The organism is Cytobacillus solani (assembly GCF_001420595.1).
GTDB classification, from domain to species: Bacteria; Bacillota; Bacilli; order Bacillales; family Cytobacillaceae; genus Cytobacillus; species Cytobacillus solani.
Genome location: NZ_LJIX01000006.1, coordinates 2,953,443 through 2,973,080, shown reverse-complemented (window position 1 = coordinate 2,973,080; position 19,638 = coordinate 2,953,443). Strand labels below are relative to the sequence as shown.

At 35.5% G+C, this 19,638-nt stretch carries 21 protein-coding genes, 3 pseudogenes and 1 riboswitch; of the genes and pseudogenes, 8 read left to right on the top strand and 16 right to left on the bottom strand.

Going from position 1 to position 19,638, the window contains the following annotated elements:
* Positions 1 to 10: 10 nt before the first annotated feature.
* From narI to AN957_RS16690, 4 genes and pseudogenes are all read right to left on the bottom strand, one after another.
* Positions 11 to 681, bottom strand: a pseudogene (narI, locus tag AN957_RS16705) (respiratory nitrate reductase subunit gamma).
* Positions 657 to 1,232 carry a nitrate reductase molybdenum cofactor assembly chaperone gene (narJ, locus tag AN957_RS16700; RefSeq protein WP_053476575.1) on the bottom strand — a complete coding sequence of 192 codons (576 nt, stop codon included), beginning with the start codon at positions 1,230 to 1,232 and terminating at the stop codon, positions 657 to 659. The pseudogene narI and the gene narJ overlap by 25 nt, the downstream one beginning before the upstream one ends.
* An 83-nt stretch (positions 1,233 to 1,315) precedes the next feature.
* Positions 1,316 to 2,371 (bottom strand): annotated as a pseudogene (gene narH, locus AN957_RS16695) (nitrate reductase subunit beta); the annotation flags it as partial.
* A gap of 94 nt (positions 2,372 to 2,465) precedes the next feature.
* Complete coding sequence (locus tag AN957_RS16690) at positions 2,466 to 3,164, bottom strand: Crp/Fnr family transcriptional regulator (RefSeq protein WP_053476574.1); 699 nt, start codon at positions 3,162 to 3,164, stop codon at positions 2,466 to 2,468.
* A gap of 184 nt (positions 3,165 to 3,348) precedes the next feature.
* Between AN957_RS16690 and AN957_RS16685 the strand changes: the two genes are divergently transcribed.
* A complete protein-coding gene (locus AN957_RS16685; protein WP_053476573.1) occupies positions 3,349 to 4,551 on the top strand; it encodes a nitrate/nitrite transporter in 1,203 nt (400 codons plus the stop codon).
* A gap of 77 nt (positions 4,552 to 4,628) precedes the next feature.
* Here AN957_RS16685 and AN957_RS16680 read toward each other — a convergent pair whose 3' ends face one another.
* Positions 4,629 to 4,835 (bottom strand): hypothetical protein, encoded by a 207-nt coding sequence (locus AN957_RS16680; RefSeq protein ID WP_056685255.1) that lies wholly within the window; start codon positions 4,833 to 4,835, stop codon positions 4,629 to 4,631.
* Positions 4,836 to 4,968: 133 nt separating this feature from the next.
* Between AN957_RS16680 and AN957_RS28125 the strand changes: the two genes are divergently transcribed.
* On the top strand, positions 4,969 to 5,109 hold the full coding sequence (locus tag AN957_RS28125; RefSeq protein WP_172797650.1) for a hypothetical protein: 141 nt from the start codon (positions 4,969 to 4,971) through the stop codon (positions 5,107 to 5,109).
* Between the two features lie 187 nt (positions 5,110 to 5,296).
* Entirely contained in the window at positions 5,297 to 6,016 is a 720-nt protein-coding gene (locus AN957_RS16675; RefSeq protein WP_056685252.1) for a YebC/PmpR family DNA-binding transcriptional regulator, read from the top strand.
* Between the two features lie 566 nt (positions 6,017 to 6,582).
* Here AN957_RS16675 and AN957_RS26985 read toward each other — a convergent pair.
* A pseudogene (locus tag AN957_RS26985) lies at positions 6,583 to 6,801 on the bottom strand (spore coat protein); the annotation flags it as partial.
* 387 nt (positions 6,802 to 7,188) lie between these two features.
* Positions 7,189 to 7,650, bottom strand: a complete 462-nt coding sequence (locus AN957_RS29210) for a CBO0543 family protein (RefSeq protein WP_075209166.1) — start codon at positions 7,648 to 7,650, stop codon at positions 7,189 to 7,191.
* Between the two features lie 199 nt (positions 7,651 to 7,849).
* Between AN957_RS29210 and AN957_RS28590 the strand changes: the two genes are divergently transcribed.
* On the top strand, positions 7,850 to 7,975 hold the full coding sequence (locus AN957_RS28590; protein WP_425388905.1) for a hypothetical protein: 126 nt from the start codon (positions 7,850 to 7,852) through the stop codon (positions 7,973 to 7,975).
* 63 nt (positions 7,976 to 8,038) lie between these two features.
* On the opposite strand, the gene AN957_RS16670 is transcribed toward AN957_RS28590, so the two are convergent.
* Both AN957_RS16670 and AN957_RS16665 read right to left on the bottom strand, forming a co-directional pair.
* A complete protein-coding gene (locus tag AN957_RS16670; protein WP_053476570.1) occupies positions 8,039 to 8,332 on the bottom strand; it encodes a spore coat protein in 294 nt (97 codons plus the stop codon).
* 20 nt (positions 8,333 to 8,352) lie between these two features.
* On the bottom strand, positions 8,353 to 8,556 hold the full coding sequence (locus AN957_RS16665) for a hypothetical protein (RefSeq protein ID WP_053476569.1): 204 nt from the start codon (positions 8,554 to 8,556) through the stop codon (positions 8,353 to 8,355).
* A 140-nt stretch (positions 8,557 to 8,696) separates the two neighbouring features.
* Between AN957_RS16665 and AN957_RS16660 the strand changes: the two genes are divergently transcribed.
* The 3 genes from AN957_RS16660 (at position 8,697) to AN957_RS16650 (ending at position 10,744) form a co-directional block, all read left to right on the top strand.
* Positions 8,697 to 9,149 (top strand): YndM family protein, encoded by a 453-nt coding sequence (locus AN957_RS16660; protein WP_053476568.1) that lies wholly within the window; start codon positions 8,697 to 8,699, stop codon positions 9,147 to 9,149.
* A 281-nt stretch (positions 9,150 to 9,430) separates the two neighbouring features.
* Positions 9,431 to 9,706, top strand: a complete 276-nt coding sequence (locus AN957_RS16655) for a YqhV family protein (protein ID WP_075209165.1) — start codon at positions 9,431 to 9,433, stop codon at positions 9,704 to 9,706.
* Positions 9,707 to 9,955: 249 nt separating this feature from the next.
* The gene (locus tag AN957_RS16650) at positions 9,956 to 10,744 is read left to right on the top strand and encodes a TraR/DksA C4-type zinc finger protein (RefSeq protein ID WP_056685249.1); all 789 of its coding nucleotides are present in this window, start codon (positions 9,956 to 9,958) and stop codon (positions 10,742 to 10,744) included.
* Positions 10,745 to 10,857: 113 nt separating this feature from the next.
* Here AN957_RS16650 and AN957_RS16645 read toward each other — a convergent pair whose 3' ends face one another.
* From AN957_RS16645 to AN957_RS16615, 7 genes are all read right to left on the bottom strand, one after another.
* Positions 10,858 to 11,292: a GtrA family protein gene (locus tag AN957_RS16645; RefSeq protein ID WP_053476566.1), complete on the bottom strand. Its 435-nt coding sequence runs from the start codon at positions 11,290 to 11,292 to the stop codon at positions 10,858 to 10,860.
* Positions 11,246 to 12,283 (bottom strand): glycosyltransferase family 2 protein, encoded by a 1,038-nt coding sequence (locus AN957_RS16640; protein ID WP_053476565.1) that lies wholly within the window; start codon positions 12,281 to 12,283, stop codon positions 11,246 to 11,248. Before AN957_RS16640 ends, AN957_RS16645 begins: the two co-directional genes overlap by 47 nt.
* Before the next feature lie 18 nt (positions 12,284 to 12,301).
* Entirely contained in the window at positions 12,302 to 13,960 is a 1,659-nt protein-coding gene (locus AN957_RS16635) for a DUF6044 family protein (RefSeq protein ID WP_425388946.1), read from the bottom strand.
* A gap of 187 nt (positions 13,961 to 14,147) precedes the next feature.
* Positions 14,148 to 14,594, bottom strand: coding sequence for a flavodoxin domain-containing protein (locus AN957_RS16630; RefSeq protein ID WP_053476564.1), 447 nt, complete (start codon positions 14,592 to 14,594; stop codon positions 14,148 to 14,150).
* The gene (locus AN957_RS16625; RefSeq protein ID WP_053476563.1) at positions 14,591 to 15,637 is read right to left on the bottom strand and encodes a ribonucleotide-diphosphate reductase subunit beta; all 1,047 of its coding nucleotides are present in this window, start codon (positions 15,635 to 15,637) and stop codon (positions 14,591 to 14,593) included. The genes AN957_RS16630 and AN957_RS16625 overlap by 4 nt, the downstream gene beginning before the upstream one ends.
* A 22-nt stretch (positions 15,638 to 15,659) precedes the next feature.
* Complete coding sequence (locus tag AN957_RS16620) at positions 15,660 to 17,948, bottom strand: ribonucleoside-diphosphate reductase subunit alpha (RefSeq protein WP_053476562.1); 2,289 nt, start codon at positions 17,946 to 17,948, stop codon at positions 15,660 to 15,662.
* Positions 17,949 to 18,113: 165 nt separating this feature from the next.
* Positions 18,114 to 18,293, bottom strand: a riboswitch (cobalamin riboswitch).
* Between the two features lie 125 nt (positions 18,294 to 18,418).
* Positions 18,419 to 19,276, bottom strand: a complete 858-nt coding sequence (locus AN957_RS16615) for an MBL fold metallo-hydrolase (protein ID WP_053476561.1) — start codon at positions 19,274 to 19,276, stop codon at positions 18,419 to 18,421.
* A 163-nt stretch (positions 19,277 to 19,439) separates the two neighbouring features.
* Between AN957_RS16615 and AN957_RS26970 the strand changes: the two genes are divergently transcribed.
* Entirely contained in the window at positions 19,440 to 19,571 is a 132-nt protein-coding gene (locus AN957_RS26970) for a zinc-binding dehydrogenase (protein WP_082446848.1), read from the top strand.
* Positions 19,572 to 19,638: the final 67 nt, after the last annotated feature.

Here is a 19,638-nt window from a genome sequence, read left to right as displayed (position 1 = left end):
GAATATTTTTCTACATATGTTCATGTCTCGGTCTGCGTTTACGATAAATAACATAGCTTCGAGTTAAATATCGAACCGGCACACTAAATACATGTACAAGACGTGTGAATGGCCATGCGGCAATTAAACCAAATACTGCGAGCAAATGAATTTTGAACCAAACGGGAACATCTATTAATAGGCTTGAATCAGCACGGAAGATGGTCCAATTGTTGTCCGATAATCAAATCCGTGGGAATTAATATTTGAAAAAGTGGCAGACATGCCTGATAAAATGACAATAAGTAAACAAAAAAGAGAAACCCAATCACCTTTTGTACTATTTGCAATAAGTCTGTGTACAGTCATCCGGCGGTAAAGGAGAATGAATATCCCAAAGGTAGCAGCAATTCCAGCAGGGATTCCCCCTATAAGAGCAATCGTATGGTACTGATGCATAGAAATCCCCATAGTTTCATACACACCAATAGGAATTAACAGCCCCATTACATGCCCGCCGAAAACAAGGATGATTCCCCAATGAAATAGATTGCTGCCAAATCGAAGGAGTCTCTTTTCCAACAATTCGCTTGATTTGGATGTCCATCCAAATTGGTCGTTTTGATAGCGATAGATATGTCCGCCGATAAATATAGTCAGAACAATATAGGGGAGGACTATCCAGAGAAACTGGTCGAGCATAGTGCTGCACTCCTTCTTGCAGTTTTGGTAATTCCAATCGCCTCAAGAGCTAATATAATGGCTTTCATTATGTGCCCATAATGATTATCTTCTGGGTTAATATTTTCAGAAATTTCCTTTATGCTTGCAAAGTATCTGGAGAAAACAGGCATTATTGTTTCTTGGTCTACATGGCTTGCAAATTCAAGCATAATCGGCAGATAGTCTGGAAGTTCTTGATCAGTTATATCAAACCCATGTATTTTGTAATAATTTTTTAAAAAAAGGAGATCCATTCCTCGTTCACGTTGTTCTCCATTTGACATATACGTGACATATAGATTGGTTTTCTTGCCAAAATCAAACGTATTTATATACACAGAAATCAGTTCAGACGGCGACATCTGTTTGCATTTTTGAATAAACTTTAATAACTCCTCTTTAATAAAAGGAAAAGTGGGGGAATCAATATCCTCGTTTAGGTCATCAATAGAATCAAGAAATTCTTTATTCGGATAGCTTAATAAATAGGAACAAACTTGAAAAGTTTGTTGAATTTCATGAAAAATCATTTGTTTGCCACCTGCTTCCTATTAAATATAATCGTCAGACCTGCTAAAAAAGGGAGGGAGATGAAATACCTTCATCAGAATTCCTAGAGCGTTCCACAAGCTCCTGGTCCACCAGCAAATGCAAGGCCGCAGCTTCCTTGTTCATCATATAGATCTGCCACCTCTTCACGATGGGAAGCTGGGATTACAAAACGATCTTCATATTTAGCAATGGCTAGCAGACGGTACATATCTTTAATGTCTTGTTCTGTTAATCCTAGCTGTTCAATTAGGGAAGTGTTAGGCAGCTTTTTTGTTTGTACACTTCTCATATAAGTTCTCATGACAGCCATTTTCTTCAAGACCTTCCGAATATGTGATTCATCACCTGCCGTAAGTAAATTGGCTAAGTATTGGATTGGAATCCGCATTTCATCAATTGCAGGGAAAATGTCCTCTGCATTTGATGAACTGCCAACTCCTTCAAACATATTCATAATTGGGCTTAGTGGCGGAATATACCATACCATTGGCATCGTCCGATATTCAGGGTGAAGCGGCAGCGCAATTTTCCAATCTATAATCATTTTATAGAGAGGTGATTTTTGTGCTGCTTCAATGAATTCCAATGGGATGCCTTCATTCTTAGCAGCTTCCACGACATCAGGATCATTAGGGTCTAAAAAGATGTCTAATTGTGCATGATAAAGATCTTTTTCATCAGATAAAGCGGCTTCTTCGACCTTATCTGCATCATAAAGCATAACTCCGAGGTAGCGAATACGGCCAACACAAGTTTCAGAGCAGATTGTTGGCAGTCCAGCCTCAATTCTTGGGAAACATAAGGTGCATTTTTCTGCTTTATTTGTTTGCCAGTTGAAATACACCTTTTTATAAGGACAAGAAGTCACACAGTGTCTCCATGCACGGCAAGCATTTTGGTCAACAAGAACAATCCCGTCCTCATCCCGTTTATACATAGCACCTGACGGGCATGCACTCACGCAGGATGGGTTGATGCAGTGCTCACATATTCTTGGCAAGTACATCATGAATACCTCTTCAAATTCAGTGCGAATTTGATTTTCCATTGCGACAACTTTCGGATCCTGTAACCCAGTGATATGACCACCAGCAAGGTCATCCTCCCAGTTTGGACCTGTGATTTGCTTAGAAAAAGAAATTTGTGTGAAATAGAAAGGCTGACATAAAAAAAGACTGACAATTTTATGTCAGTCTTTTTTATTATGATTCTTATTCAATACTGCAATAAGTAGCAGGGCAATTTTCACAGCCAATTTCTTCTTTAAGGAATTTGAGATTATGGACTGTAATTTTCCCTTTCTTAATGGAGATAATTCCTTCTCGCTTTAATTCATTAAGCATTCGGTTCGTGCTTTCTCTTGATGTTCCACAAAAATTCCCTAGCTCTTGGTTTGTTAAAGGAAGATCAATTAGAATGCCATCACTTTTTTTTATCCCATAGCTATTCGTCATACGAATAAGAGTAGAGAATAATGCTCCTTTTTTCCCGTTTAAAACAAGGTCACGAAATTTTGTTTGCGTTTTACGAAAATGATCACTCATCCATTTCATAAATTCGAATGCTAGTGCACTATTTTGGAAGATTTCCCTTTCAATGACTTCTTTCTTGATCGCTGCTATTTCGCCATCTTCTAGTATTAGGGCACTTAGCAAATATCTTGGTGCATGTGTAAATAAAGTTAATTCCCCACAAATATCATTATCTCCACAAATTCGTAAGGCAAGCTCTCGGCCATCCTTAGAAATTTTACTTATTTGGACTTTACCGGAAATGATTAGGTAAAGTTCCTCTGCATGTTCTCCTTCTTGAAATAAATATTGTCCTTTAGTCGTTTTTATTGTCCGATCTGCTAGCTGAAGCAATTCTTTTATCTCAATTGAATGTGTTGGTTTCATTGATTGCACCATATGCTTATCACCCTTTATTTTAACATCCATGTTGTTAACTATATTCTAACACTAAGGGGTGGAAAACTGTCTGTTTTAAACTGTGAATTATTTATGAACTTCATTTGAAATGTGAAGATCTTCACATCTTATCACATCCAAATTTTTTACGATGTACTCAAATAACCGAAAGGGGAATTTTAAAATGAAATCGAAAGCGATACAATTACCTCTTCAAACACTTAGTTTAGTTGCTGGATTTATGGTATGGGTCATTTTATCAGCATTAATGCCTTTTATTAAAGAAGAAATCCAATTATCAGCCAATCAATTAGCACTAGTAACAGCGATTCCAGTAGTCCTAGGATCAATATTAAGGATACCGATAGGATATTGGACGAATCGTTTTGGGGCAAGAAAATTATTTTCTATTAGCTTTATTCTGTTGCTTTTTCCAATTTACTACATCAGTATATCTAGTTCATTCACTGACTTACTCATCGGAGGACTATTCTTAGGGATTAGTGGAGCAGTATTTTCAGTGGGAGTTACTTCTTTACCTAAATACTATCCAAAGGAGAAGCATGGATTTGTTAACGGTATCTATGGTGTAGGGAATGTCGGAACTGCGATTACTACATTCTCAGCACCGGTCATTGCCACTCAATTTGGATGGCAGACAACTGTTCAGCTATTCTTAATCATTGTATTAGTTGTGGCGGTAGTGAACTTTTTCTTAGGTGATAAAAATGAACCAAAAGTAGTCACTCCATTAAAGGATCAAATCAAAAGTGTTTACAAAAATGAAAAGCTATGGTGTTTAAGTTTGTTCTATTTCTTAACATTTGGTGCATTTGTTGCATTTACAATTTATCTGCCAAACTTCCTCGTAGCAAATTTTGAGCTGGATAAAGTTGATGCAGGTTTAAGAACAGCAGGATTTATTGCAATCGCAACGTTTGTCCGTCCATTAGGCGGATGGCTTGGTGATAAATTTAATTCATTTAAGATTTTAATGATCGTTTTTGCAGGTCTAACCTTATCAGGTATCTTATTAGCATTTAATCCAACATTGACATTTTATTCTATCGGCTGTTTAACAATTGCCTTCTGTGCGGGTATTGGCAATGGAACTATTTTCAAGCTGGTACCGATGTATTTCTCAAAGCAAGGCGGAATTGTTAATGGGATTGTTTCAGCAATGGGAGGCTTAGGAGGATTCTTTCCACCGCTCATGCTCTCATTCTTATTTAATTTGACTGGCCATTATGCAATAGGGTTTATGGCGTTGTCTCAAGTAGCACTTGCTAGTTTAATTATCGTTGTTTGGATGTATTATCAGGAAAAAATGGGGTCTGCTGTTCAAAAAGGGAAACCATTTAATGGAAGAGGGCAATTATCTCAATAATAATAATAATAATAATAGGAAAATCCTCAAATGCTTATGAGGATTTTTCCTTTATCAAGTCATATTTTTGAAAGTTTTTATTCCTCAAAGAAAGCTCTAAATGTTTTTAAATCGGTATTGTTTTTGTTTTGAAGATAAGGATTATCAATAGTTGAATCCTTTGGATCTAAATTGGTTTTTATTTTTAACATCGGTCCAGTTGTTCTTCGTTTAGCAATAATCCGATCATTTAATTCATTAAAATCGGGAAGACTCTGATTACCTGGTTGTCTCGGTTCTGACATTCGGGCACCTCCTTTAAATTAGCTTGCTTATATCAATCAAATATATGTGATGCCAATTAACCGATCTTATGATTATTTTTATAAAGAATAAGCACAATAAGAAGGTACACAAAGTTAAAAAGGGGGGAACGAAGTGTCAAAAAATAAACAAACACCTTCTGCAGAAGTCGATCAAAAGAAATTATTAGACGACAAAGTTGAAGCCCTTCGAAAAAACAACTTTGAAGATGACCATGTTCGAAGAGTTACTTCAAATGGGGCCCAAGGGCAATAAGGAAGAAAAAAGGAGTTGCAAATGCAGCTCTTTTTTTTGAATATATAACTTAACAAATGAATCAAATAGGTATAAAATAATTTAGTGATAGATACCAAGGTTAATTTTATTAAAATATGATTTGGTTTTTTTGAAGCGACCAATTCATATTTGATTTTTGATTCAATCTCGAAAGTGAGTGTTCATTATGGGTCGTAAATGGAATAATATTAAAGAAAAAAAAGCGGCAAAAGACGCAAATACAAGTCGGATTTATGCAAAATTTGGCCGTGAAATTTATGTTGTTGCAAGACAAGGTGAGCCAGATCCAGAAGCAAATCAGGCATTAAAGTTTACATTAGAACGTGCAAAAACATACAATGTACCTAAACATATTATTGACCGTGCAATAGAAAAAGCTAAAGGCGGTTCAGATGAAAACTATGACGAGCTTCGCTATGAAGGCTTCGGACCAAATGGATCAATGGTCATTGTAGATGCTTTGACAAATAACGTCAATCGTACAGCTGCAGATGTACGCGCTGCCTTTGGTAAGAATGGCGGGAATATGGGCGTGAGTGGATCGGTTGCCTATATGTTTGATGCGACAGCTGTCATTGGATTAGAGGGAAAAACGGCAGATGAAGTGCTTGAAATCCTAATGGAAGCAGATGTTGACGTTCGTGATATTATCGAAGAAGATGAATCTGTGATCGTTTACGCAGATCCTGATCAATTCCATGCGGTGCAAGAAGCGTTTAAGAATGCAGGTATTACGGAATTTACAGTTGCTGAACAAACCATGCTTGCACAAAATGACGTAACTCTTTCAGAGGATGCACAGGCAAAGTTCGAAAAAATGATTGATGCACTAGAAGATTTAGAAGATGTTCAACAAGTGTATCATAATGTTGATTTAGGAGAATAGAAGAAGCAGACCTTGTTTTAGAAGGTCTGCTCTTTTTTATTTTTGTGCAACTTATATTAGCAATTACCAGTTTATATTTAGGTGAAGAGGCGTCGGTCGATGATTTTAAGGGATAGCTTAAATTATGAACGAGGCAATTGCAATTGCAGATAAAAAAATTAAGGTTGTGACGGCTATGTAGAATACCTCTTAAAAGAATAAACCAATAACAATAGTACAAATCTTGAAAGAGTTAGAGCGAATGAATAAGAAAAGTTTAATAAAGCTAATGTTAAAACTTATAAGAGAATAAGCACTATTAGAACGGAATGCTGCCAAATGATTTTTGAATATTTTTCCTTTTGTTTGTTTTATTAATGATATTCGTGATAAAAAAGCTAGAAGAATAAATAGACTGATATTAATAATTTTGATAAAGAAGTTAAGTGCAATTATTAACAAAAATGCACAGTTCCAAGATTTAACATAACAAAAGAGTAATTATGTATAATAAAAAGAGCCTTTTTAGGCTCAGAAGTCGATTAGAAAAATACTATCGTGAATTGTTATCTATATAGGCTGAAAACTTAAATTGGTTCAGACAATGCTTTATTAGCTATATTTACATCGTTTTTAAGTAATTTATTTAGATTATATGAAGGATAAAAACCCTTATCATATATGTATTTATAAACATTAGCATGAGTGTCAATAGCTCGTAGAAGCTGTTGAGTTAATACCTTTCTTAGTGATGGTGTTGCAGTTTCGGTAATTGCAATAGCATAGTTTCTAACAGATGTTTTCGCTGAGGGCGTGCATTATTGTGTTCCATTTACCTACCTCCTAAAAATACTCTTTAATACTGTATTCATGTGGAAGGTTCTGGGACATTGTCTTTACAATTTTATGCTTGTACTATTAAAACATTTGTTTACAGGGCAAGCATGCGTTGAAGGTTGAATATGTTAGGATTTTTTTGGATCTTGCCCTGTAGAGCTAAATATAGGAATATAGAATATAGCTCATTATTTTAGAGTTCCCAATATTTAATAAAGAAATACAGATAAATGAATATGATGCCGAGCAAAACCTGAATCTTTTGAGTTCTCGTTCTTCGGAGGGCCTTGCTTGGCATGGATTAAAGTACCCAATTTTGATTTGTATATGCAAAAGAGTAAAAAGGTAAAAAACTATTAAGAATTCCTATTTTTATTTAAAGATTTAAGAAATTTGAAGTGCAATAATTGAAGCCACAATAGAAATGGGTATGAGAAAGCTGAATACAGGTATTTCCAACCGTTGTAATAAAAATAACCAGCCACTAAAGAGATGTATTCGAAAACCAAACTAAAAATAGTCCACCCAATAATGTAAAGTAACTTACTCATTAATGGTTTTCTATTCGGATAGAAATTTATGAATACAATACCTGCAACCGGAAAGAAAATTAAAATCGGCAAGAAACCTAAGTATTGGACACCAGGATAAATATAGCCATACAGATGATACTTAATGTCGAAAACTACATCTACCATCAAGCCTAAGAGAATTGAAAATAATGCGATTGTGTATTGTTCAGACTTCGTTATGTTTTTGGGAATCAGATATAGCACAAATATAAAAATAAAACAAAAGAAAATTAAGAAGAAGGTCATTTTATATATCATTCCCTATAAAAACAAGAATTAAAAATTAGTTTATCCAATCATGAAAAAATAATACGATTAAAGTTTGATTTTTAATTTGAAGAAGATTTTCAACTTTAAGCTGGATTAATAAATTATCTGCTTGGGCTGAGGAATTGCAAAATAGGAAATTGGATTTAATCGAAATTACTTCAAACGCATACAGAAGTTGCTTACCGCTGCAGAATCAGGATATACATACATCATTTTACGGAAATTTCAGCTTTGCCGTTTTTGCTTCGGAAGCTTACTTATAAAGGGGGGAATTCCTGGAGTAATAAAAGAAAGTTGGTAACACAGTCTTGGAAAAACCCCTTGAAAAGAAGGGGAATACTTCTTTTTCCAAGGGGTTTTTCCATTAAAACTGGTTGTCAGGGTGTAAATTATTTTGCATAAATTCTTGCACCTTGTGTATTTCTTCAATAGAGGCTTTTTCAGTTTTATACCAGCCTTTTTCATTCATTATTTCATAGAGCCTGTATTGATTGGTATTTGCATTATCAAAGCACTGCTGGTATATTTCACGCAAATCCTTATGGCTCGATTCTAATATCGCATTACTTACACTTCTGCATCTTCCTTTCTCTAATTCCAGGCAAAGCTGCAGCGTTTCTCGATCTGTTAAGCCACGCCCCTCCATATTATTTGGCATTTGTATGTCTCCTTTCCTCGTTATTGGATCATTTTCGAACGATTAAAATATTGTGAAAGTCCGGCGATTTTTAATTGATGACTTTCTGCTAGTTGTTCAAGAATTTTTCTTAGTTCTTGGTCCTCACACAGAGATGCACACCAATTCATTGTTTTGGCAGTAATTTCCTCAGCGCGGATCTCATCCTCTATATATGAAAGTTCTTTAGTCGTTAGTTCATTCATTCTTTTCACCCCCAGGAACAATAATCCTTTTCTTTGCTAGTATTCATAGAAATGCTCCATTTTATCCACATGACAATATACTTGATTATTGAATAAGATTAAATTTATGATCCAAAATATTGTTTAAAGGAGATGAAAAGATGAAACATGTAATAGCATTTGCTGTAAAAGGTATTGCAAGCCTTGTCCTTTTATATTTAATACTTGGCATGATGTTTGGGATGAGTTTTGGAAATGTATTGTTCATCACCTTAGTTTTGGGGATGGTAGCTTATATAATTGGTGATATGCTCATCCTGCCGAGGACAAATAACTTAGTAGCATCAGTTGCTGACTTTGGGCTTGCATTGATGGTCATTTGGCTAATGAGCAGTGTTCTACCGAATGGCGGGAATTTGTTCTCAATGTCCTTAATTTCATCATTAGGGGTCGCACTTTTTGAGTTTTTTTACCATAAATATATTTCAAATAATGTGATTAATAATTCTCAGACATCTCAAAATTATTCTGGAAATTTACGTTTTCAAACAGAGGCTTCAGAGGAGCTGACACCGAAAAGGGCAGAAATTAAAAATAGGAAAGAAGATAAATAATTGCCAAACGGGATACACTTGAAGGATTTTCATTCTTCAGGTGTTCTTTTTTGTTGGTCTTTCAGTTTTTGCTTGATATAGCAATTCTTTAATATGATAAAACAAAGATAACCACCTCATCTGAATAATTCAGTTCATAGCATCAACCTAGTATTTTAGAAGATGTAAAATGGGTGTATATCCTTCGGTTAACGGAAAAAGTATTCTTCATTAAAATAACTTGTCCTTCTCCAAGACGATGGTGCATATATTAGTGGAAGAAATCGTTTGGGAGGATTATTATGTTTCAAATTTTTGAAAAGGCAATTATGGGCATGGCATTATTACGAATTCTTTCGGGCAGCATCGAAATCTTTGTTGCCATATTGATTTTAAGAATTAATGATATTGAAAAGGCGCTTTTTGTTAATAGTTCTCTAGCTTTAGTTGGACCCATTATATTGATGATCACAACAACGATCGGCCTTGTTGGATTATCTGAGAAGGTTTCTTTTATAAAACTTATTTGGATATTTGGAGGAGTTGCATGTATCCTTTATGGTGTTAAAAGTAATTAATTATTGATGGAATGTTAGGAAACTAAACATTACAGAGTACATCAAGTGAGGTTGGGTTAAGAAAATAAGACTTATACATTACATATATTTGAAAAGAAAACCTGTGCGTATATGTACATATGATAAGGGATCAGGCAAGGCAGATCGAAATGAATCATTTATCAAGAGAAGATTATCTTGTTATAAGAGTTTCAAAACAAGGGAAGCTTATACTTAATGGTTAAGAGTAAATGAAGGGACTGTTTAAGTATGCTTTCAAATCAGGAATTATCCCAGTTTAAGGAAAGACTAAACCATTTAAAACAGGAAATTCAGAGTAGGTTCAAGCAAAATGAGCATTTTGGTTTAAAGGAATCATTTTGGAAGGAATCAATGGGCGAACTTTCAAATTATGACAATCACCCGGGAGATGCTGGGACAGAGCTATTTGAAAGAGAAAAAGATATCGCCTTAAATGAACATTTAGAAGATGAGTTGAAGAACATCGACAAAGCTTTAATAGCCATACAAAATGAGACCTATGGAAAATGTGAAGTTTGTTCGAAGGATATCCCGTCTGAACGATTGGACGCATTACCTACAACTACTTTCTGCATAGAACATTCACAGGATCAACGCACATCTCACAAACGCCCTGTTGAAGAAGAAATTATCGGGCCGCCTTTTAAAAAGTTTTTCAAAGATGAGGACGGAGATGAAAATGTTGCCTTTGATGCAGAGGATTCATGGCAAGAGGTGGCAAAATGGGGAACAAGCGAATCGCCATCTGATATGTCTGATCCGCCAGACGATTACAATGAAATATATACAGATTCAGGAGAAAATGTAGGGTATGTTGAGGATTTCGAAAATTTCGTTGGTGTCGATATTGAAGGAAAAAATATTACAGTTTACCGAAATGCCCAGCATGAGGAGCTAGAGGATCGGTTAGATGAAGAAGATATTATGACATCTTATGGGGATTTATCTGCCTATGAAAAAGACCCATACACTGCTGAATATCTTGAAAGAGAAAGGGATAACGAAGATAATTCTTAAGGAGCCGTTAAATAATATTTCTGTTTTAAAGGACGATCTCTAGAAGATTTCGTCCTTTTTGATTATATTTCAGGAAGGATGATGATGTGAGTAAGTAATACTGAAATTTTCTATTATTTTCTAAAAACATAAAGCCTTTGCCCGAAGTAATTCGTGATCATATAGACTGCAGTTCCAATTATTATAGCTAAATTTTCGCCAGTAAGCCTGATAAGGGGAAATTTACCTATAATCATACCAGCTGCCATTTCACTTACTTTATATGAAAATAAGTAACAAAAAAGAATGACTGCGATGAAGCGGGGGACACTTTTTTTGATCGTAACTTTAGATTGAAAAGTAAAAGTCCGATTTAAACTATAACTGACAATCGCTCCAATACTATTCCCAATAAAAGTAGAAAACCAATAGGAAAGTTCTGCAATATTTAAGAGCAGAAACATCGTACTAAGACCAGTCAGTGTATTTATGACCCCCACGATAAAAAAACGGATAAAGGAATTAGTTCGTTTCAGGCAGCTTTCCAAGATCAGTGCGATAGAACTCATTTTCATTCCCTCCATCATTTATAATATGGCGGGGCATCGGCATATTAAATGTATCAATGTCGATGATATATTTCGGTCTTCTCTTGGATTCTTTATATATTTTTCCGATATATTCCCCAACTAGTCCAATGGCAATAAGCTGAAGTCCACCAATAAGCCATATGGAAATGATTAAAGATGTCCAGCCTATTTCTGTCTTCCCAAAAAACTTTAAGCCGAGAAAATAAGCACCGAATAAAAGACTAATAAAGAAAGATAAAACACCAGCTAACATGACGAAGCGAATAGGGGTAACAGAAAAAGATGTAATTCCTTCAAATGAGAAGGCAAGCATTTTTTTAAATGGATATTTTGTCTCACCGGCCAGCCGTTCCTTTCGGTCGTAGTACACATTAGTTGACTTAAAGCCGATAAGGGGAACAATACCTCGCAGAAACATATTAACTTCCTCAAAATGTTGGAGCTCATGTAACGCACGTTTGCTCATTAAACGGAAATCTGCGTGGTTATAAACAAGATTCACACCCATTTTTTTCATTAGCATGTAAAAGCCCTGTGCTGTGCTTCTTTTGAAAAAAGTATCGCTATCTCGTTTTCTCCTTACGCCATAAACAATTTCACAGCCTTCTTGAAATTTAAGGATAAATTCCCGAATGACAGTAATATCATCCTGAAGATCTGCATCAATGGAAATCACACAATCAGATGCCTCTCTAGCAGCTGCTAAACCAGCGAGAAGAGCATTCTGATGCCCCACATTTCTTGAAAGTTTTAATCCACGAATATTCTCGTCATGTAAGCTTTTTTTGTAAATAATCTTCCAAGTTTCATCCTTACTTCCATCATCCACAAATAATATTTTGCTTTTATTTGAAATGAGTCCTTCTTCCTTTATCTCTCTAAGAAAACTGCTTAGCTGCAAAATCGTTTTTGGAAGAACATCCTCCTCGTTATAGCAGGGGACGACAATAGTAAGTACTGGATTTTTCATGTGGCATTCTCCTATCCTCTATATTGCTTTATAAAGGTAGATTTTCCAGACAGAGCTTTTTGATTCAAACGTTTTTTCTAGCACTAGGCTATTTTCTGAAGCGTTATCAATTGGAACCGCTGAAAATATGTATCTCCCACCCATTTCTTTAAAGTGCTCTATATTAAGCTCCAGTTTTTTCAGCCTTTTTTTTGTCTTTTTTTTAAACATATAATGCTTCCCAAGTTCGGCCGTAAAGATATAACAACGACCGCCCCATTCATCAAAGTATGTCCGAATAGTTTTGTTTTTGGCAAGTTCTTTTTCAATTATTTTCCTGAACTGATATTTATAGCTTAAAGGATAAAAGTTATTATATGTATCAAGCGTGTAGAACCCATTGTACTGTGCGATTGCAGGGTGAATGCCGATACTGGCCACTCGATAATCCTCTTGAGGAATGCCGATAAAATCCTTAATATTATTGAATTGTTCTTCCGCATAAAATTGCTTAACTGTAGGCTTATTACGAAACAAAAACTCTTCATTGGCAAATGAAACAACTAAAATCTGTGCAAGGACAAGGATAAGCCCGATTCTTTTCCAGTTTTTCAAATAAGAACAGATGATTTTTAATGACAATGCAAACAACAAATATACAATAAGAGGTCTTAAAAAGTGATACCTCGCAAAGTTAAATGTGTCAAGAAAGTGGAAACGTTGAGTAAGCGGAAGCCACCCTTTGTAAAACCAAAATGCATACCAAGCAGATAAAACAATGTTTAGCAAAAATAAAAATACAAATACTTTTTCCATTCTCCACTTTTTTTTCATAAAAACGATTGCTAAAGCAATAAGCATCGCTGGCAATATGATAAAAGTATGTACAGTTGCAGCATGATGGTGACCATAAATAAAATTCTTAAAAGTAAGGCGGAGTGCGTGGGTAGCTGATAATCTAGCATGAAAATATTCATCCCGACTGTTTGGGTCATCATCAAATAATAAGGAATATACGAGCCGATATTCAACTAGTAAAAACATGACAGTCATATAAGCGATCGATAAAAGAAAGCGAAAATTCCACCCTTTTCCTCTAATCAAGTCTGAAAGCCAGAATATCCCCATAGCACTAAGAAAAAAGAAAAAACCAAGTACAATACTAGAATAGAATGGGAGAACGGTTAAAATGAGATAGTTCTTCCACAATCTTTCCCCATTCCGTATATTCAAGAAAGCCCATAATGCGAGTGGCATACCAAGTGTACTTAACATCCCTGAAGGCCAAAAAGGAGTAAATGCAAAAGCTAGTGAGATGCCAATATTGAAGGCTATCCATTCCTTATCTTCAAGGAAGTGTGTTTTCAAAAGTAAATACATGCCCAAAAATGCCGTAAATCTTGTTATTGTTTGGCTTATTGCGTAGGCAATCATGGTTGGGAATAGTACATAAAGCCAGACAATCAGGCTATATTCAGTACCAAAGGCATTCCGTGACAAATTCCCGTTAATTATTTGAGGAATAACAGCGTTTGCAGGTCCGGTAATTTGACCGCTTTCAGCTAGGACTTTATACCATGCAAGATTGGAATCCAAATTATCATGGACGCGTATGTGAGCATTGTCTCCTAATATGAATAAGGGGGAGATGAAGATAGTCAATGCAAGTAATGACAAGATAATTAGTAATTTCTCTATATAATTATTTCTTTTTGACAGCAATCTTTACGCACCTCTGAATACAATTCTTTTCTAAGTGAACTTTATTTAAGGTTGCACTATCGTATGAATAATATTCCTTTTGAGTTGTAAATCTTCAATTGAAAAAAGGCCAGATCGAAAAAAAACACCGTCATATAACGGTGTCTAAATGTTAACCTATAGCCTATTGCAAACTTGTTTGTATCCGTTCAGTAAACAACTCAACAAACTTTTTACACTTGGATAAGTCTTGTTTTTGCGGCAATAATTCAACCTTTAAGGTTACAGCTAAATTCGTATTTGTTTTTAATGCATTTTTAAACGTATCGACAGCTCCGCAGTAGTGGGGGTAAAATCGGTCACCCGTACCAAAGATAGCTGTAACCATTTTTTTATCTCTTAAACCTTTAAACTCATTATATATAGGCTCCATTTCTATGGGGATTTCTCCGTCTCCCCATGTATAAGTGCCAATTGCGATTGCATCGTATTCAGCTAACTCGTGAACCGGGAAGTCAGTTATGTTCATTAGTTGAGATCTATATTTCTGTTCAATTAATAGTTCATGTAGTAATCGTGCTAATTCTTCTGTATTGCCGGAAACAGATGTATAAACAATACCAATTCTCATAACTCATCAAAGCCATTGTCTTGCGAGACTTTGGTATATGTTCGTGACTTCTGTTCGAAGAAATCGGACTTCGTTTCGTTCATCATTTCATCACTGAATACATGAATCCATGGCATTGGATTTTCTCGATCTTCATAGAGATTTTCAAGTCCTAGTTGGCGAAGCCTCTTGTTTGCTAAGTACTCAACATAGCCTTCAAATTCTTCAATGTTAATTCCTTTAATGTCTTTTAATATATAATGTGCCCATTCTTTTTCAAGCTGAACTGCTTTATGGATGGTATCATAAACAAATTCAATATTACTCTCTGTATTTAATTCTGGCATTTCAGTTAATAAAATCCGAACAAATTGTGAAATGAAATAGGCGTGCTGCATCTCATCGCGTTGGATATAGCTTATCATTGTGCTCGTTTTTAACATTTTTTGCTGACGTGCTAAGTGGTAGAAGAAAGCAAATCCAGCGTAAAAGTAAATTCCTTCAAGATTTATTGAGTTAATACAGAGCTCAAATAAATGTTGTGGAGTTGGCTCGTTTCGAAATTTTTCGTATGCATCCAAAATAAGCTCATTCCGTTTTCGAACGATGGGATCATCCTTTGCTTGATCGAACCGAGCGTTTTGTTCACTTAGTGGAACAAGTGAGCTCAAAATATAGGAATAAGATTCATTATGAACAGCTTCTTGCTGTGATATAACTGCAAAAATAGCCTTAAAGCTTGGGTCGGTTACATAATCCATCACTTGTGTCATTGTAGGTGTTTGTAAGCTATCGAGAGAAGCCAGCTGTGTATTGATTCTTAAAAATACATCTTGCTCAGTTGTACTTAATAAATCCCATTGTTTAATATCATCCTGCATATTAATTTCTTGGGCTTTCCAAAAATTTGATAATAATGTTTGATACATTCGGTACATTTGCGGATATTTAATGTCGTTCCAATTTAAAATTCCGGAAGAATGACCATTAATGATCCGAGTTGCTTTATTTGGATACTCTGGATTAAGCAGTTTTATTTTAGTAAGGGCTTGTTTGGTGCTCATTTGACTACATCCTCCTCAAGATTTAGCTATGACAAGCTTCACATTCATCAATTTCTGTTTGTGAAGTACTGCGTACATAATATGTCGTTTTCAATCCATGCTTCCATGCTTCCAAATGAAGCTGCAATAATTCCCGCGCTTTTATATCATGGCGAACATAGAGATTAAAGCTAATGGATTGATCAATATGTCGTTGACGTGCAGCATTGTGCTTAATACTCCATAATTGGCTTAATTCATGGCGAACACGACGGTAATAATTGTAAGTATGGTGATTTAAATCAGGAGCAGTCACTTTAAATTTAAAGTTTTTCTTTTCCTCTGCATATTCAATCGCATATAGTGGATCAATTCCATCAGTTGATCCGCCAATTTTTGCTGTAGACGAATTAGGCGCAACAGCAAGCATCCATCCATTCCGAACTCCAAATGTTTGAATATCCTTCTGCAGCATAGTCCAGCGCTCGGAAGTGTAGCCTTTTCGTTCAAAGTAAGCGCCAGTTTGCCATTCAGATCCAGAAAACATTCGATAGGATCCTTTTTCCTTTGCAAGCTCCATTGAAGAATGAATAGTGTGATAACTGATTTCTTCGTACAAAGCATCTGCAAATTCAACGGCTGCTTCAGATTCCCAATGAATTTCCTTGAGTGCAAGTAAGTGATGCCATCCAAACGTTCCTAGTCCAACAGCTCGATACCTTTCGTTTGTCCATTTGGCTTGTCCAACTGAAATATTGTTAATATCAATCGTATTATCGAGCATTCGCATTTGAATTCGGATGAGTCGTTCTAACACATTCGATTGTATTGCATTAGGAAGATGGATAGATGATAAATTACAAACTACAAAGTCTCCTGGTTTTCTAACTATGACAATATTGCCATCATCGTCTTGAAATTCTTTCTGAATCACTGTTGCAGACATATTTTGCATAATTTCAGTACAGAGATTACTGCAATAAATAGAAGTGTGTCCTCTACCTTTCACATGCTTATTTGGATTTTGACGATTTACCTCATCTCTATAGAACATATATGGAGTACCTGATTCTAGCTGAGATACCATAATTCGAGCCATAATATCCATCGCCCGGTATGTTCTTCTTGGAAGTAGAGGGTGATTAACAGCTTCTTCATATTTTTGAGTAAAATATTTAATATCTGTCTCATCGTAATAGTCTTCTAGCCCTAATGGATTCCCAACTTCATCTTTCCAGCCCATGATTTGCTTTACTTGGTGTGGACAGAAGGTATGCCATTCACCAATGCTTCTTCCTGTTTCATCAACTTTCTCTAATTTTTTCATGAATAAATCAGGAATGGCTACACCTGTAAAAATATCATGAGCTTTCCGTCGCTCATCCCCGTTATTCGTCTTTAAATCTAAGAATCCATTCATAATGTCTTTATGGAATATATCTAGATAAATAGCTACAGCTCCTTGCCTTTGTCCCAATTGATCTACGCTGACTGCTGTATCGTTGATTAGTCGAATCCATGGAATGACACCTGAGGAGTTCCCTTTAAATCTCTTAATATCTGAACCTAAAGCACGCACCTTTCCATAATAAATACCGATTCCTCCACCGTCTTTGCTTAATCTAGCAATATCCCAATTATTTAAATAGATACTATCCAAAGAATCTTCAACTGTGTCAATAAAGCAAGAGGATAGTTGACCATAACTTTTCCCTGCATTAGCAAGAGTTGGAGTGGCAACCGTCATATAAAGATTGCTTAATGCCCAGTAGGCCTCTTTAACAAGAGAAAGTCGATTAGATTTACTTTCATGCTTCATTAAAGTCATCGCGATGATCATAAATCGTTCCTGTGGCAATTCAAAGACATTTTTTTCATAGTCTTTCGCTAGATAGCGGTCGGCGAGCAGGAATAAGCCAACATAATTAAATAAATAATCCTTTTCCGGATCAATTGCATTTTCAATTTCAGCGATCTCTTCCTTAGTATATAAATTTAATAAATCATCTGAATAAATTCCTATATTTGTGAGTTCTTTAATAAGTTCATAGAAAGGTCCATACTTTTGTTCCTTGTGATAACCTCTGTTAACAGCTGCTTTTGAATAAAGATCATTTAAATATAACCCGGCAGCAAGAAAGGTCCAATTGGGCTGTTCCATTGAGATCTTGTTCAAGGAATAATGGAGTACCTGTTCATTCGCTTCAGAAAAAGTCTGATCATTCTCCAATATTTTCTGTTTTATCTCCCGGATGTCAATATTGTAAATAGTAGCTGCTCTTTCTAAAGCATCCAAAACAGAATTTAATTCATTTTGAAGCATTGTTTTCATAATATAAATTCCCCTTTCATTACTTTCATTCGATTCTTGGAATAGGGGGAAAATAAAAACCCATCACTCAATAAAGAGGATGGGTTTAACAAACGTTGATAAGATCATAGACAAAAAAGGTCTATCAAAATACCCTCGTTCTATCTTCCCAGCTCCCGAAGAAGATAACACGTTATAAATATGGCAGGTCTCCTGACTCGTGCTTTGCACCTACTTTAAGTCCTTCCCATCCTAATGGACAGTGGATCACTTATTTCGTCAGCACTTACAGTTGCGGGAACAGCTCTGGAATTGCACCAGATTCCCTATTAAGTCTTACTAGACACCGTATTTATAGGTTAATCACTGTATATTGTAGTATTGTGATCGTGTAAATACTATATATGTACTTTTATGATTATAAGCTAAACTCCAACTTTAGACAACCTATTTAGAGATTTGTTTAAATTAGGATGTGGTAAACTGTTGATCTAATGCAGGTTTTTATCAACATATTTCCCAAAGTCAGGTACTGCAATTTGATCAAAGTCATGAACAAGTTTTTCAAGGCTTTTTGTTAATAGTTCACCTGACATTGGCAATCCATGCCCTGTAATTGCAACAGATGGGCTTAAAGATGCTAATTTGATTACCGATTCTTTAGCAGCTTCCCAATCAGTTGTAAAATATCTGGGAGGTCCGTTTATCTCTTGTTTTTGGGTAATTACTTTATATAGTGAATCTTGTTTGACGGTTACAAATGCGTCTCCAACAATCAATGTATTGTCTGATTCCCTGAATAAAGAAATGTGTCCAGGAGAATGTCCGGGAGTATGAATCCAGCAAAAATCAGGCAAATATGGAATCGTCCCATCTGCAGGAAGCTTTTCCACATGATTGTCTAGGTTAATTGGTTCATTTGGAAACAGTGGAGACATTTTTGCTATCAAGCCTCCTTCAACTGTTGGGTCAGGTTCAGGATAACTCTTCTGTCCAGTTAAATAAGGCAGCTCTAATTCATGAGCATAAACAGGTATTTCCCAATGCTTAACCAATTCAATAATTGCACCTACATGATCAAAATGCCCATGTGTCAAGATGATTGCTTTCGGGTGGCTATTTGCGCCATAGTATTCTTCAACAACGGAGATGATCTCATTTGCTGAATGGGGCATTCCAGCATCAACTAGAATAAAATCTTTTGTATTAGGATCCCCTGCTAATATAATATTGACAATTTGTACAGTGTGGCAAAACAAGTCAGGCAAGACCTGAATAGTCATTCCACTCCCTATGGAAGTGGCGGGAATGTATTTATAATCACTGCCATAATTCATATCCTTATCCATTGGCTGTATCCTCCTTTAGATTAATTTCATTGATTCTTGGAAGCTGTTATTAGTATTTAAGGGGATATTTATTTTATACATAGGTAGGATTATTTATGGAAATAAGGAAAAAAAGATTACCTATTTAATGCATTATTTCTGCATTTAAAGTGAAAAAAGGGCAATCCCTTTATTTAAGCAGAATAAGATTAGACCTATAATAGATCAAATATTCCCATTTGCAGATATCCAACAGGCACATTATCATATGGAGGCAAATAAGAATATAAGGAAATTAGTGATACTTGTTAGCTAAATGAAGTTCAATTAAATTCTAATGTTTTAAAGAGATCCACTAGGAAAATAAATTGTTCCAGCTTTTA

What these genes read in the sequence shown, in the direction of transcription:
- AN957_RS16665 (WP_053476569.1), bottom strand. Translation starts at nt 8,556, where the DNA reads ATGAATGAACTAACGACTAAAGAACTTTCATATATAGAGGATGAGATC.
- narJ (WP_053476575.1), bottom strand. Translation starts at nt 1,232, where the DNA reads ATGATTTTTCATGAAATTCAACAAACTTTTCAAGTTTGTTCCTATTTA.
- AN957_RS29210 (WP_075209166.1), bottom strand. Translation starts at nt 7,650, where the DNA reads ATGACCTTCTTCTTAATTTTCTTTTGTTTTATTTTTATATTTGTGCTA.
- AN957_RS16680 (WP_056685255.1), bottom strand. Translation starts at nt 4,835, where the DNA reads ATGTCAGAACCGAGACAACCAGGTAATCAGAGTCTTCCCGATTTTAAT.
- AN957_RS16655 (WP_075209165.1), top strand. Translation starts at nt 9,431, where the DNA reads ATGTTTCAAATTTTTGAAAAGGCAATTATGGGCATGGCATTATTACGA.
- AN957_RS16630 (WP_053476564.1), bottom strand. Translation starts at nt 14,594, where the DNA reads ATGAGAATTGGTATTGTTTATACATCTGTTTCCGGCAATACAGAAGAA.
- AN957_RS16640 (WP_053476565.1), bottom strand. Translation starts at nt 12,283, where the DNA reads ATGAAAAATCCAGTACTTACTATTGTCGTCCCCTGCTATAACGAGGAG.
- AN957_RS16645 (WP_053476566.1), bottom strand. Translation starts at nt 11,292, where the DNA reads ATGAGTTCTATCGCACTGATCTTGGAAAGCTGCCTGAAACGAACTAAT.
- AN957_RS16690 (WP_053476574.1), bottom strand. Translation starts at nt 3,164, where the DNA reads ATGGTGCAATCAATGAAACCAACACATTCAATTGAGATAAAAGAATTG.
- AN957_RS16675 (WP_056685252.1), top strand. Translation starts at nt 5,297, where the DNA reads ATGGGTCGTAAATGGAATAATATTAAAGAAAAAAAAGCGGCAAAAGAC.
- AN957_RS16670 (WP_053476570.1), bottom strand. Translation starts at nt 8,332, where the DNA reads ATGCCAAATAATATGGAGGGGCGTGGCTTAACAGATCGAGAAACGCTG.
- AN957_RS16650 (WP_056685249.1), top strand. Translation starts at nt 9,956, where the DNA reads ATGCTTTCAAATCAGGAATTATCCCAGTTTAAGGAAAGACTAAACCAT.
- AN957_RS16625 (WP_053476563.1), bottom strand. Translation starts at nt 15,637, where the DNA reads ATGAGCACCAAACAAGCCCTTACTAAAATAAAACTGCTTAATCCAGAG.
- AN957_RS16620 (WP_053476562.1), bottom strand. Translation starts at nt 17,948, where the DNA reads ATGAAAACAATGCTTCAAAATGAATTAAATTCTGTTTTGGATGCTTTA.
- AN957_RS16660 (WP_053476568.1), top strand. Translation starts at nt 8,697, where the DNA reads ATGAAACATGTAATAGCATTTGCTGTAAAAGGTATTGCAAGCCTTGTC.
- AN957_RS16615 (WP_053476561.1), bottom strand. Translation starts at nt 19,276, where the DNA reads ATGGATAAGGATATGAATTATGGCAGTGATTATAAATACATTCCCGCC.
- AN957_RS16685 (WP_053476573.1), top strand. Translation starts at nt 3,349, where the DNA reads ATGAAATCGAAAGCGATACAATTACCTCTTCAAACACTTAGTTTAGTT.